Origin of the sequence: Enterobacter cloacae complex sp. P38RS (genome assembly GCF_014930775.1) — a bacterium.
Classification (GTDB): Bacteria; Pseudomonadota; Gammaproteobacteria; order Enterobacterales; family Enterobacteriaceae; genus Enterobacter; species Enterobacter bugandensis.
In genome coordinates, this window is sequence record NZ_JADBRS010000020.1 from 89,481 (window position 1) to 102,591 (window position 13,111).

The following is a 13,111-nucleotide window of genomic DNA, read 5'->3' on the forward strand; positions in this document are numbered from 1 at the left end:
ATAAAAAGTGTGAGGCGCGTTAAATTTTTCGATCCGTCTTCAGCCTTCGATGGGATCGACGTCCAGTACCCACTTCACTTTACGCGCTTCCGGCAGGGTATTGATGAGCGCCAGCGTGCCGCTGACGATGTGCTGCAGGCGAATACGCGAGGGGTGCTGAAGTAAAATCTGCCAGCGGAAACGTCCACCGCGTTTTGGCGCCAGCGCCGGCACCGGGCCCAGGATCCACAGCTGGTTATCCACCAGCGGGCTGGCCTGCAGGAGATTCCTCAGCTGTTGCAGGAAAAGCGGCGCCTGCTGGTTGTTATGATCCTCCGCGCGGATGATGACGTGGCTGGTCCACGGCGGCAGCTGCATGGTCTGGCGTTCGGCCAGCGCCTGCTCGGCAAAGGCGTCATAGCCTTTGTGCAGCAGAGTCTGTAGCAGCGGGTGCTCAGGGTGATGCGTTTGCAGTATTACCTCTCCCTGTTTACCCGCGCGTCCGGCACGCCCGGCAACCTGGGTATAAAGCTGGGCGAAGCGCTCGGCGGAGCGGAAATCTGCCGAGAACAGCGCGCCGTCGACGTCGAGCAGGGCTACCAGCGTCACGTCCGGGAAGTGGTGTCCTTTGGCCAGCATCTGGGTGCCAATCAGGATGCGCGCGCCGCCGCGATGCACTTCCGCCAGCTGCTGCTCCAGCGCCCCCTTGCGGCTGGTGGTGTCCCGGTCGATTCGGGAAATAGGCACGTCCGGGAAGAAAGGGCCAAGCGCCTGTTCCAGCTGTTCCGTTCCCAGCCCCACCGGCACGATATGCGTGGAACCACATGACGGGCACTGGCGAGGAACCGGACGCTGGCTGTCGCAGTGGTGGCAGCGCAAATGTCGCTGGGCCTGATGGAAGGTGTAGTAGTGGTCGCAGCGCGGGCACTCGGCAATCCAGCCGCAGTCGTGGCACAGCAGGGCGGGGGCAAATCCGCGACGGTTGAGGAACAGAATGACCTGGTTCCCCGCCTGCAAATGCTGGCGCATGCGGGAAATCAAGGCGGGCGCTAAGCCGGCCTGCACCTGCTGGCCTTTGAGATCCAGCACGTGCTGAATGGCCGGGCGGGCATTCCCCGCGCGGCGCGTCAGGCGCAGCATGTGGTATTTACGCTGGCGCACGTTGTGCAGCGTTTCGAGCGCAGGCGTGGCGGATCCGAGAATAATAGGGATTTGCTCGCTGTGCGCACGGTAGACCGCCAGATCGCGGGCGTGATAGCGCCAGCCTTCCTGCTGTTTATAGGAGCTGTCGTGCTCTTCGTCGATGACGATGACACCGAGGTTTTTAAACGGCGTAAATAGCGACGAGCGGGTGCCGATCACAATCGCCGCTTCGCCGTTTTTCGCTTTCAGCCAGGCGCTGAGGCGCTCGCTGTCGTTCAGCCCGGAGTGCAGCACCTCAACGGGCGCGTTAAAGCGCTCGCGGAAGCGGGCAATGGTCTGCGGTGTCAGGCCGATTTCCGGCACCATCACCAGCGCCTGTTTGCCCTGCGCGAGCACATTTTCCAGCACGCTCAGATAGACTTCGGTCTTGCCGGAGCCCGTCACGCCCGCCAGCAGCCAGGCGGAAAAGTGGTCCGAGGCGCTATGAATGGCGCCTACCGCGGTAGCCTGCTCGGTATTCAGGCGCAGGCGATCGCCCGAGACGGAGAAGCCGTCGCGCCAGTCGTGAAGGGCGGGCGCTTCGCTGGCCAGCTCGCTCAATCCTTTCTTTCTTAATGCCTGTAGCGCCGTTTCGCTGACCTCAAGCTCGTCGACCTGGTGCCGCCAGATTTTTCCCTGGCGCAGCGCCGCCAGCGCCTGCTGCTGTTTCTGCGAACGCTTCAGGCTATTGATGTCCACGGCCTGCCCCTGTTCGGTGGCAAACCAGTACCACATCGGGGCGTGGCTGGCGCTCTTGCCCTGGCGCAGCAGGATCGGCAGGGCGTGGAACAGGACGTCGCCAATCGGGTGATGATAATAATCTGCCGCCCACAGCAGCAGTCGCCAGGTGCTGTTGGAGTAAACCGGCTCGCTGTCCAGCACCTCAACCACCGATTTCAGTTCATTGAGGGGCAATTCGCTTGTATCGCTGACGGAGACGACGATCCCCACGCGCTGCTGTTTGCCAAACGGCACGGCCACGCGACAGCCCGCTTTGGCGCTCATGCTGTCGGGCAGCAGGTAGTCAAAGGTGCGGGGAAGCGGAACGGGCAGGGCAACGTGAGCGACGGGCATCGAATCTTCCTGACTTGAAAAGTGGCGCGTTAGTATACACATTAGTAAAAGCGGCGTGCGGATCAGTTTGCATACGTTGGTTAAATTCTGTATGATTCGCCGCCTTTGGTGTACTTTACGCCAAAGAACTTACATTCAACATCGCGTGGTGTCTGGCGTTAGGGCTGGAAGAGCGACGCGGCCTTAACTGAGGTTCTCCCATGAAAAAAGATATTCACCCGAAATACGAAATGATTACTGCAAACTGCTCTTGCGGTAACTCTATCCAGATCCGCTCTACCGTGGGTCACGATCTGAACCTGGACGTGTGCGGCAAATGCCACCCGTTCTACACTGGTAAGCAGCGTGATGTTGCAACCGGTGGCCGTGTTGACCGCTTCAACAAGCGTTTCAGCATCCCGGGCGCTAAATAAGTTTCCCGAAAAAAAGGCACCGCAAGGTGCCTTTTTTGTATCCGCTTCTCAGTATTCCCACGTCTCCGGGTCAATACCCAGTTCACGCATGATCACCTTCGCCTCTTCCGGGATTTCGTCGCTACGCTCTTTGCGCAGATCGTCATCGTTCGGCAACGGTTGGCCGGTAAACGCATGCAGGAACGCTTCGCACAGCAGTTCGCTGTTGGTTGCGTGACGCAGGTTGTTCACCTGACGACGCGTACGTTCATCGGTGAGGATCTTCAACACCTTCAGAGGAATGGAAACCGTAATTTTCTTTACTTGCTCACTCTTCTTACCGTGCTCAGCGTATGGGCTGATATATTCGCCGCTCCATTCAGCCATGAGATACCTTTAATCCTCTCAGTCATTAATCTAAAGGTGCAAACCGGTCACTGCCCGTTTTGAACCGTAATCTTGCGTAGTTTACCGTAGAGACGATACCGTGGCACGGATATTGCCGCTGCAGCGTGCACTAAAGCATATAATTTTAACGGCTATTTGCGCATTGCTCAATCTATACGCAAAGAAGTTTAGATGTCCAGATGTATTGACGTCCATACTTTCAATGTTTACTCTGGTGACTGACTTTTCACCTCATTCGCCAGGAAGCCCTCACCATGACGCGTAAACAGGCCACGATCGCAGTGCGTAGCGGATTAAATGATGACGAGCAGTACGGCTGCGTTGTCCCGCCCATTCATCTTTCCAGCACCTACAATTTCACCGGATTTAATGAACCGCGCGCGCATGACTACTCGCGTCGCGGCAACCCTACGCGTGATGTAACCCAGCGCGCGCTGGCGGAACTGGAAGGCGGCGCGGGTGCGGTATTAACCAATACCGGTATGTCTGCCATTCACCTGGTGACCACGGTGTTCCTGAAGCCTGGCGATCTGCTGGTTGCGCCGCACGACTGTTACGGCGGTAGTTATCGTCTGTTTGATAGCCTGGCAAAGCGCGGCTGCTACCGCGTGCTGTTTGTCGATCAAAACGACGAACAGGCGCTGAAACAGGCGCTGGCAGAGAAGCCGAAGCTGGTTCTGGTGGAAAGTCCAAGCAACCCATTGTTGCGCGTTGTCGACATTGCGAAAATTTGTCAGCTCGCAAGGGATGCGGGAGCGATAAGTGTAGTGGATAATACCTTCCTCAGTCCGGCCCTTCAGAACCCGTTAGCACTGGGTGCGGATCTGGTATTGCATTCATGCACTAAATATCTGAACGGCCATTCTGACGTGGTGGCAGGCGTGGTGATTGCAAAAGATCCCGACGTTGTCACGGAACTGGCATGGTGGGCTAATAATATCGGCGTCACCGCGGGCGCGTTCGACAGCTACCTGCTGTTGCGCGGCATCCGCACGCTGTCGCCGCGCATGGACGTGGCGCAGCGTAATGCCCAGGCGATTGTCGATTTCCTGAAAACCCAGCCGCTGGTGAAGAAGCTTTATCACCCGTCGCTGCCGGAAAACCAGGGGCATGAGATTGCCGCGCGCCAGCAGAAGGGATTTGGCGCGATGTTAAGTTTTGAACTGGACGGTGACGAGCAAACGCTGCGTCGCTTCCTGAGCGGGCTGTCATTGTTTACGCTGGCGGAATCCTTAGGTGGGGTTGAAAGCTTGATCTCCCACGCCGCGACCATGACGCACGCAGGTATGGCACCGGAAGCACGTGCCGCCGCCGGGATTTCCGAGACGCTGCTGCGTATCTCGACCGGTATTGAAGATTCTGAAGATTTAATTGCCGATCTGGAAAATGGCTTCCGGGTCGCAGCCAAGGGGTAATCATGAGTGTGATAGCGCAGGCAGGGGCGAAGGGTCGTCAGCTGCACAAGTTTGGTGGTAGTAGTCTTGCTGATGTGAAATGTTATCTGCGCGTCGCAGGGATCATGACCGAATATTCACAGCCGGGTGACATGATGGTTGTCTCGGCGGCGGGCAGCACCACCAACCAGTTGATTAGCTGGCTGAAACTGAGCCAGACCGATCGCCTTTCTGCGCATCAGGTGCAACAGTCCTTACGTCGTTACCAGAGCGAGCTGATTGCCGGCCTGCTGCCTGCGGACGTGGCGGACGGGCTGATCAGCGCCTTCACGCATGACCTTGAGCGTCTGGCTGCTCTGCTGGACAGCGGGATTACCGACGCGGTGTATGCCGAAGTGGTGGGGCACGGTGAAGTGTGGTCCGCGCGCCTGATGGCCGCCGTGCTGCAACACCTGGGCGTGGACGCCGCCTGGCTCGACGCGCGTGATTTCCTGCGCGCCGAACGCGCCGCCCAGCCACAGGTGGATGAAGGCCTGTCCTACCCGCTGCTGCAGCAGCTGCTGGTGCAGCATCCGGGCAAACGTATTGTCGTCACCGGCTTTATCAGCCGCAGCAACGCCGGTGAAACCGTGCTGCTGGGCCGTAACGGCTCGGACTACTCGGCAACGCAGATCGGTGCCCTGGCGGGCGTGTCCCGCGTTACCATCTGGAGCGACGTGGCCGGTGTCTACAGCGCGGACCCGCGTAAAGTGAAAGATGCCTGCCTGCTTCCGCTGCTGCGTCTCGACGAAGCGAGCGAGCTGGCGCGTCTGGCGGCCCCGGTGCTGCACGCGCGCACGCTGCAGCCGGTTTCCGGCAGCGATATTGACCTGCAGCTGCGCTGTAGCTATACGCCGGATCAGGGGTCTACCCGCATTGAGCGCGTGCTGGCGTCCGGCACGGGCGCGCGCATCGTCACCAGCCACGACGACATCTGCCTGATTGAGTTCCAGGTGCCTGCGGGTCAGGACTTCAGGCTGGCGCATAAAGATATCGACACGATCCTGAAACGCGCCCAGGTGCGTCCGCTGGCCGTTGGCGTGCATAACGATCGTCAGCTGCTGCAGTTCTGCTATACCGCCGAAGTGGCGGACAGCGCGCTGAAAATTCTCGACGAAGCGGGCCTGCCGGGCGAGCTTCGCCTGCGTCAGGGGCTGGCGCTGGTGGCGATGGTCGGCGCGGGCGTCACCCGTAACCCGCTGCACTGCCACCGTTTCTGGCAGCAACTGAAGGGCCAGCCGGTGGAGTTCACCTGGCAGTCGGAAGAGGGCATCAGCCTGGTCGCCGTGCTGCGTAAAGGTCCAACCGAAAGCCTGATTCAGGGTCTGCACACCTCGCTGTTCCGCGCGGAAAAACGCATCGGCCTGGTGCTGTTTGGTAAGGGTAACATCGGTTCCCGCTGGCTGGAGCTGTTCGCCCGCGAACAGGTCACGCTTTCGGCGCGTACCGGGTTTGAATTTATTCTTGCGGGCGTGGTGGATAGCCGCCGCAGCCTGCTGAACTATGAAGGGCTGGACGCCAGCCGGGCGCTTGCCTTCTTTAACGATGAAGCGGTTGAGCAGGATGAAGAGTCGCTGTTCCTGTGGATGCGCGCGCACCCGTATGACGATCTGGTGGTGCTGGACGTCACCGCCAGCGAACAGCTTGCCGATCAGTATCTGGATTTCGCCAGCCACGGTTTCCACGTCATCAGCGCCAACAAGCTGGCGGGGGCGAGCAGCACCGATAAATACCGTCAAATCCACGACGCTTTTGAAAAAACGGGCCGCCACTGGCTCTATAATGCCACCGTTGGCGCGGGTCTGCCGGTTAACCATACCGTGCGTGACCTGATTGAAAGCGGCGACAGCATTCTGGCGCTGAGCGGGATCTTCTCCGGCACGCTCTCCTGGCTGTTCCTGCAGTTTGACGGCACCGTACCGTTCACCGACCTGGTGGATCAGGCGTGGCAGCAGGGCTTAACCGAGCCCGATCCGCGCGTTGACCTCTCCGGTAAAGACGTGATGCGCAAGCTGGTGATCCTGGCGCGTGAAGCCGGTTATGACATCGAGCCGGATTCCGTCCGCGTCGAGTCGCTGGTGCCTGCGGGCTGCGAAGAAGGTTCTGTAGACCACTTCTTCGAAAACGGCGACGAGCTGAATGACCAGATGGTGCAGCGTCTGGAAGCGGCAAACGAGATGGGGCTGGTGCTGCGCTACGTGGCGCGTTTCGAGGCGAACGGTAAGGCGCGTGTGGGTGTCGAGGCGGTGCGTCCTGACCATCCGCTGGCGGCCCTGCTGCCGTGCGATAACGTCTTCGCCATTGAAAGCCGCTGGTACCGCGATAACCCGCTGGTGATCCGCGGCCCGGGCGCGGGGCGCGATGTCACCGCTGGGGCTATCCAGTCCGATATTAACCGTCTGGCTAAGCTGCTGTAAAAAGTGAATTTCCCTCTCCCACAGGGAGAGGGTTAGGGTGAGGGCATCAGACCGCGCTCACTCTCATCATGAACTCCCTTCATCTTCCCTGAGCAAACCTCACCGTTATTGTGATTATTTCTGTTGACGTCACGCCGCTTTTCCGTCATTTTTACATCTGGACGTCTAAACGTATAGAAGTTCACAACACAACAGACAATGACACGCGAAAGATAGAGGTAAGGTATGAGCTTTTTTCACGCCAACCAGCGGGAAGCACTGAATCAGAGCCTGGCCGAAGTAAACGGCCAGATTAACGTCTCTTTTGAATTTTTCCCGCCGCGCACCAGTGAAATGGAGCAAACCTTGTGGAGCTCTATCGATCGCCTGAGCAGCCTGAAGCCGAAGTTTGTCTCCGTGACCTACGGCGCCAACTCCGGCGAGCGTGACCGCACGCACAGCATTATTAAAGGCATCAAAGATCGTACTGGTCTGGAAGCAGCGCCGCATCTGACCTGTATTGACGCCACCCGCGATGAGCTGCGCGCCATTGCCCAGGACTACTGGAACAACGGGATTCGCCATATCGTTGCCCTGCGTGGCGATCTGCCGCCGGGGAGCGGCAAGCCGGACATGTACGCTACCGATCTGGTCGCGCTGCTGAAAGACGTTGCTGATTTTGATATCTCCGTGGCCGCCTACCCTGAAGTCCACCCGGAAGCGAAAAGCGCCCAGGCGGATTTGCTTAACCTGAAGCGTAAGGTGGAGGCCGGTGCCAACCGCGCCATCACCCAGTTCTTCTTTGACGTGGAAAGCTATCTGCGCTTCCGCGACCGCTGCGTCTCGGCAGGTATCGACGTCGAAATTATCCCGGGCATTCTGCCAGTCTCTAACTTCAAACAGGCGAAGAAGTTCGCCGATATGACCAACGTTCGCATTCCGCTGTGGATGTCCAAAATGTACGAAGGGCTGGACGATGACGCGGAAACCCGCAAGCTGGTGGGGGCCAATATCGCGATGGACATGGTGAAAATATTAAGCCGTGAAGGGGTGAAAGATTTCCACTTCTACACGCTAAACCGCGCGGAAATGAGCTACGCCATTTGTCACACCCTGGGCGTTCGTCCTGCGTAACAACCTGAAAGCCCTCACAAAGTGAGGGCTTTTTAATCAAACAAATAGTTAAAAGGTATTAACTATCGAATCTGTGGATTAATTCAACTATATCTTATTGCTAGTGGTGTATATCGTAACGGTAACACTGTAAAAGGGAGCATAGCGATGAGCACGTCAGACGAGAGCAATAACGCAGCATCAGCCGGCAAATGCCCGTTCCATCACGGCGGCGTCGATCACAGCGCGGGCGCAGGTACGGGCAGCCGCGACTGGTGGCCAAAACAACTCCGTATCGATCTTCTTAACCAACATTCCAATCGTTCGAACCCGCTGGGTGAAGACTTCGACTACCGCAAAGAATTCAGCAAGCTTGATTACTCTGCCCTCAAAGGCGATCTCAAAGCACTCTTAACCGACTCTCAACCGTGGTGGCCAGCCGACTGGGGCAGCTACGCGGGCCTGTTTATTCGCATGGCCTGGCACGGGGCAGGTACTTACCGCTCCGTTGACGGACGCGGCGGCGCCGGACGCGGCCAACAGCGCTTTGCGCCGCTGAACTCCTGGCCTGATAACGTCAGCCTGGATAAAGCGCGCCGCCTGCTGTGGCCAATCAAGCAAAAATACGGACAAAAAATCTCCTGGGCCGACCTGTTTATTCTCGCGGGTAACGTGGCGCTGGAGAACTCCGGCTTCCGCACCTTTGGTTTTGGCGCCGGTCGTGAAGACGTCTGGGAACCGGATCTGGACGTGAACTGGGGTGATGAAAAAGCCTGGCTGACCCACCGTGACCCGGAAGCACTGGCGAAGCGCCCGCTGGCGGCCACCGAAATGGGGCTGATTTACGTGAACCCGGAAGGGCCAAACGCCAGCGGTGAACCGCTGTCTGCTGCGGCGGCAATCCGCGCCACCTTTGGCAACATGGGTATGAATGACGAAGAGACCGTCGCGCTGATTGCCGGCGGCCATACGCTCGGTAAAACCCACGGCGCGGGTGAAGCCACGCACGTAGGTACCGATCCGGAAGCCTCGCCGATTGAAGCGCAGGGCTTAGGCTGGGCCAGCACGCACGGCACCGGTATTGGCGCTGACGCCATCACCTCCGGGCTGGAAGTCATCTGGTCGCAAACTCCGACCCAGTGGAGCAACTACTTCTTCGAGAACCTGTTCAAATACGAATGGGTGCAGACCCGCAGCCCGGCAGGTGCGATTCAGTTTGAAGCCGTGGATGCGCCGGAAATCATGCCAGACCCGTTTGACCCGTCGAAAAAACGTAAGCCAACCATGCTGGTCACCGACCTGACGCTGCGTTTCGACCCGGAATTCGAGAAAATTTCCCGTCGCTTCCTGAACGATCCGCAGGCCTTTAACGAAGCCTTCGCGCGCGCGTGGTTCAAACTGACCCACCGTGATATGGGGCCAAAAGCGCGGTACATCGGCCCGGAAGTGCCGAAAGAAGATCTGATTTGGCAGGATCCGCTGCCTCAGCCGGTGTTCCATCCGACGCAGGAAGACATTGAAAGCCTGAAAGCGGAAATCGCGGCCTCTGGCCTCTCCGTGAGCGAGCTGGTTTCAGTGGCATGGGCGTCTGCATCGACCTTCCGCGGCGGCGACAAGCGCGGCGGCGCCAACGGCGCGCGTCTGGCGCTGGCGCCTCAGCGCGACTGGGATGTGAACGCCGCGGCGGTACGTGCGTTACCGGCTCTGGAAGCTATTCAGCGCACCACCAATAAAGCCTCGCTGGCGGATATCATCGTGCTGGCGGGCGTTGTGGGCGTTGAGCAGGCGGCGAAAGCCGCGGGCGTTTACGTCAACGTGCCGTTCACGCCGGGCCGTGTGGATGCTCGTCAGGATCAGACGGATATCGAGATGTTTAACCTGCTCGAACCGATTGCCGACGGCTTCCGCAACTACCGTGCGCAGGTGGATGTGTCCACGACGGAATCATTGCTGATTGATAAGGCCCAGCAGCTGACCCTGACCGCACCTGAGTTGACGGTGCTGATCGGCGGCCTGCGCGTGCTGGGCACGAACTTTGATGGCAGCAAGAATGGCGTATTCACCAGCCGCGAGGGCGTGCTGAGCAACGACTTCTTCGTAAACCTGCTGGATATGAATACCCAGTGGAAAGCGACCGACGATTCAAACGAGCTGTTTGCCGGTAGCGATCGCGCCAGCGGTGAAGTGAAATACACCGCGACCCGCGCCGACCTGGTCTTCGGTTCGAACGCCGTCCTGCGCGCGCTGGCCGAGGTTTACGCCAGCAGCGATGCGCACGAGAAGTTTGTCCGCGACTTCGTTGCCGCATGGGCGAAGGTGATGGATTTGGATCGGTTTGACGTGAAGTAGCCATTGTGCCGGGTGGCGGCTACGCCTTACCCGGCCTACAAATTAAAGTGCCATGTAGGCCGGGTAAGCGCAGCGCCACCCGGCTTTTTTATTACTCCCACTCCTGCAGGAATCGCTGTCCATACTGGTCTGCCACCAGCAGCGCCGCATACACCTGATCCGGCGTGACGCCCCCCGGCATGTTGTGGATCGTTTCTCCTTCCGCACAAGAGGCTTCGGCAATCAGACGCATTTTGGCCGGAATATCCTCTTTGATGTTCAGCTGTGCCAGGGTGATCGGCAGCCCTACGCTGTGGCAAAGCGCCGCGACGGTCTCAATTTCTTCTACCGGCGCGTTTTCCAGCACCAGCTGCGTCAGCGTACCAAATGCCACTTTTTCCCCATGATAGAAGTGATGCGCGTCAGGCACCGCCGTCATGCCGTTATGAATAGCGTGTGCAGCCGCCAGCCCGCCACTTTCAAAGCCGACGCCGCTGAGATAGGTGTTGGCTTCGATAATGCGTTCCAGCGCAGGCGTTACCACATGCTGTTCCGCCGCCAGCATCGCTTTTTCACCCTCTTCAACCAGCGTGTTGTAGCACAGCTCGGCGAGCGCTAATGCCGCCTGTGTGCATTTACCCCCGGCCATGGTGGTCGCGCCGCTGCGCGAGCAGGCGCGTGCTTCAAACCAGGTCGCCAGCGCGTCGCCAATCCCGGCGGCCAGCAGACGTGCAGGCGCACCTGCTACCACTTTCGTATCCACAATGACCATATTCGGGTTGTGCGGCAGCATCAGGTAGCGATCGAACTCGCCACTGTCGGTGTAAATAACGGAAAGGGCGCTGCACGGCGCGTCGGTGGAAGCGATAGTCGGCGCAATGGCGACCGGTACGTCCATAAAGTGAGCCAGCGCTTTCGCGGTATCAAGCGTTTTACCGCCACCAATCCCCAGTACTGCCAGGCAGTCGGCGCTGTCGGCCAACTTTTTCAGGCGATCGATTTCATTTTGCGAACATTCGCCGCCAAACGGCGCGATTTCGGCATGCAGTTCGGCTTTTTTAAAACTCTGGCGCAGGGTGTCTTCGGCAAAACCCAGCACAAACTTATCGCCGACGATCAGCCAGCGGTTTGCCAGGGGTTTCAGATAGTCGCCGAGACGGGTCAGCACATCCGCGCCCTGGATATATTTCCCCGGCGATTGAATGATACGGTCCATAACAGTTCTCCCTTAGAGATTGAGGTTACCAAACGCGTTTTTCCAGTCCTGCTCGAACTTTTCTATGGCCGACTCTACCGCTGGGGTACCGAGCATTTGTTGCGCTACGTCTAAGGGGATCGTGATTGCCTCGCATCCGGCCAGCAGGCAGTCCAGCGCCTGACGCGGTGTTTTAAAGCTGGCAGCCAGCACCATGCTTTCCGGCGCATGCAGTTCAAGCAGGGACTGCAGCTCCTGTACCATGCCAATACCGTCGCCGCCCTGTGCGTCGACGCGGTTGACGTACGGCGCAACGTATTTCGCGCCTGCCAGCGCGGCCAGTAAACCCTGAGCGGCGCTGTAAACGGCGGTGCCCAGCGTGGTAATACCCTCTCTTTTCAGCCCTTTAATGGCGATAAGCCCCTGCGCGGTGACCGGAATTTTCACCACAATACCCGGGATGGCGTTACTCAGGCGTTTGGCCTCCGCTACCATGCCTTCGGCGTCGCGGCTCATGGTTTGAGCAAACAGCGTGCCCTCCGGCCCGATGGCTTGTTGCAGCCGCGGCAGCACGTCCCAGATGGATTCACGGCTGGCGGCAATGATGCTCGGATTTGTGGTGACGCCCGCGATGGGAAAAATGCGCGCCAGGCGCTCAACTTCCGCCACGTTGGCGGTATCCAGATACAGTTCCATTATTTTTCCTTAAGTCAGAAAGGTTGAATAAAGGATAAGGCCCGGCTGAGTGCGGCGGATACAGGTCAATTTTGCCAAATACTGGACAAATGTAATGTCCTTAGCGAAGTGCGATAGCGATCACAATGCTATTTTTTGGCGATAAGCTGGCTGTGATACTGGCGACGATATTCGGAAGGGGAACGCTCGGTGTGCTTGCGAAAGAGGCGACAAAAGTAGTTGCTGTCAGGAAATCCGCAGCGTGCGGCAATATCTTTAATTTTGAGATCGTAGCCTTTCAGCAGCTGGCGGGCATGTTCCAGCCGCGTTTGTGTCAGATACTCGTTGAACCCCACGTGGCCGATCTTCTGAAAGAGATGGGAAAGGTAGTTCGGCGAGATGTAGAACGCCTGTGCCACGGATTCGCGTGTTAACGAAGAGGCGTAATTTTCTTCGATATAGTTACGAACGGCTTCGAATAGCGCCCGGCTGCGGTTAGCGGTGTGGATGTCACTGCCAAGCAGATCCCGGCAGTGGCTGAGCAAGCTTAATACCACCAGCATGGCTGTGTCTTGCTCGTCTGGCTGCATCTGTAATTCGGTGAGCGCTTGCAGAAGAAAAGCACCCGTTCGCGGGCCACGCCGGGGAACCTGTAGCTGCTGCAAAAATGCGTTGTCACGCTGTAAATCGAGAGTCAGCTGCTGCTTACCGAAATGTATGCTCAGGGCGTTAGGCGGTGGAAGCGTGATGTGTCCAAAGGATGAAAATATCGCCTCACAGGGGGTAGCAAGGGTAATGACGAGGCAGGGAGATGTTCGGGGATGCTGTTCAGCCAGCGCTGAGAAATGAATCTGGCCCAGCGGTAACGTACGGTTCACCAGGTCAGCCAAAATTCGGGTGATATCGGAATACATGAGAAGACTACCGAAACGTGCC

At 58.4% G+C, this 13,111-nt stretch carries 10 protein-coding genes; 5 read left to right on the forward strand and 5 right to left on the reverse strand.

Features of this window, described 5'->3' with window-relative positions:
• Window positions 1–39 precede the first annotated feature (39 nt).
• Entirely contained in the window at window positions 40–2,235 is a 2,196-nt protein-coding gene (priA, locus tag IM303_RS20160; RefSeq protein ID WP_193360198.1) for a primosomal protein N', read from the reverse strand.
• A 200-nt stretch (window positions 2,236–2,435) separates the two neighbouring features.
• On the opposite strand from priA, the gene rpmE reads away from it, so the two are divergent.
• Window positions 2,436–2,648 carry a 50S ribosomal protein L31 gene (gene rpmE / locus IM303_RS20165; protein ID WP_003862040.1) on the forward strand — a complete coding sequence of 71 codons (213 nt, stop codon included), beginning with the start codon at window positions 2,436–2,438 and terminating at the stop codon, window positions 2,646–2,648.
• 48 nt (window positions 2,649–2,696) lie between these two features.
• Here the strand turns inward: rpmE and metJ are convergent, their stop codons facing one another.
• Window positions 2,697–3,014: a met regulon transcriptional regulator MetJ gene (gene metJ / locus IM303_RS20170; protein WP_003862042.1), complete on the reverse strand. Its 318-nt coding sequence runs from the start codon at window positions 3,012–3,014 to the stop codon at window positions 2,697–2,699.
• Window positions 3,015–3,289: 275 nt separating this feature from the next.
• On the opposite strand from metJ, the gene metB reads away from it, so the two are divergent.
• The 4 genes from metB to katG all read left to right on the forward strand — a co-directional run bounded on the left by metB (window position 3,290) and on the right by katG (window position 10,326).
• Window positions 3,290–4,450, forward strand: coding sequence for a cystathionine gamma-synthase (gene metB, locus IM303_RS20175; protein WP_021242813.1), 1,161 nt, complete (start codon window positions 3,290–3,292; stop codon window positions 4,448–4,450).
• 2 nt (window positions 4,451–4,452) lie between these two features.
• Window positions 4,453–6,885 (forward strand): bifunctional aspartate kinase/homoserine dehydrogenase II, encoded by a 2,433-nt coding sequence (locus IM303_RS20180; RefSeq protein WP_041911800.1) that lies wholly within the window; start codon window positions 4,453–4,455, stop codon window positions 6,883–6,885.
• A 225-nt stretch (window positions 6,886–7,110) separates the two neighbouring features.
• A complete protein-coding gene (gene metF / locus IM303_RS20185; RefSeq protein WP_041911801.1) occupies window positions 7,111–7,998 on the forward strand; it encodes a methylenetetrahydrofolate reductase in 888 nt (295 codons plus the stop codon).
• A gap of 147 nt (window positions 7,999–8,145) precedes the next feature.
• Window positions 8,146–10,326 (forward strand): catalase/peroxidase HPI, encoded by a 2,181-nt coding sequence (gene katG / locus IM303_RS20190; RefSeq protein ID WP_126300697.1) that lies wholly within the window; start codon window positions 8,146–8,148, stop codon window positions 10,324–10,326.
• A gap of 91 nt (window positions 10,327–10,417) precedes the next feature.
• Here the strand turns inward: katG and IM303_RS20195 are convergent, their stop codons facing one another.
• The 3 genes from IM303_RS20195 to IM303_RS20205 all read right to left on the reverse strand — a co-directional run bounded on the left by IM303_RS20195 (window position 10,418) and on the right by IM303_RS20205 (window position 13,089).
• On the reverse strand, window positions 10,418–11,521 hold the full coding sequence (locus IM303_RS20195; RefSeq protein ID WP_048959186.1) for a glycerol dehydrogenase: 1,104 nt from the start codon (window positions 11,519–11,521) through the stop codon (window positions 10,418–10,420).
• Between the two features lie 12 nt (window positions 11,522–11,533).
• A complete protein-coding gene (gene fsa, locus IM303_RS20200) occupies window positions 11,534–12,196 on the reverse strand; it encodes a fructose-6-phosphate aldolase (protein ID WP_048959182.1) in 663 nt (220 codons plus the stop codon).
• A 128-nt stretch (window positions 12,197–12,324) separates the two neighbouring features.
• Window positions 12,325–13,089 carry an AraC family transcriptional regulator gene (locus IM303_RS20205; RefSeq protein WP_193360199.1) on the reverse strand — a complete coding sequence of 255 codons (765 nt, stop codon included), beginning with the start codon at window positions 13,087–13,089 and terminating at the stop codon, window positions 12,325–12,327.
• Window positions 13,090–13,111: the final 22 nt, after the last annotated feature.

Excerpts from the sequence above, each read along its gene's own strand:
- fsa (WP_048959182.1), bottom strand. The coding sequence starts at position 12,196 with ATGGAACTGTATCTGGATACCGCCAACGTGGCGGAAGTTGAGCGCCTG.
- metF (WP_041911801.1), top strand. The coding sequence starts at position 7,111 with ATGAGCTTTTTTCACGCCAACCAGCGGGAAGCACTGAATCAGAGCCTG.
- katG (WP_126300697.1), top strand. The coding sequence starts at position 8,146 with ATGAGCACGTCAGACGAGAGCAATAACGCAGCATCAGCCGGCAAATGC.
- metB (WP_021242813.1), top strand. The coding sequence starts at position 3,290 with ATGACGCGTAAACAGGCCACGATCGCAGTGCGTAGCGGATTAAATGAT.
- priA (WP_193360198.1), bottom strand. The coding sequence starts at position 2,235 with ATGCCCGTCGCTCACGTTGCCCTGCCCGTTCCGCTTCCCCGCACCTTT.
- metJ (WP_003862042.1), bottom strand. The coding sequence starts at position 3,014 with ATGGCTGAATGGAGCGGCGAATATATCAGCCCATACGCTGAGCACGGT.
- IM303_RS20205 (WP_193360199.1), bottom strand. The coding sequence starts at position 13,089 with ATGTATTCCGATATCACCCGAATTTTGGCTGACCTGGTGAACCGTACG.
- IM303_RS20195 (WP_048959186.1), bottom strand. The coding sequence starts at position 11,521 with ATGGACCGTATCATTCAATCGCCGGGGAAATATATCCAGGGCGCGGAT.
- IM303_RS20180 (WP_041911800.1), top strand. The coding sequence starts at position 4,453 with ATGAGTGTGATAGCGCAGGCAGGGGCGAAGGGTCGTCAGCTGCACAAG.
- rpmE (WP_003862040.1), top strand. The coding sequence starts at position 2,436 with ATGAAAAAAGATATTCACCCGAAATACGAAATGATTACTGCAAACTGC.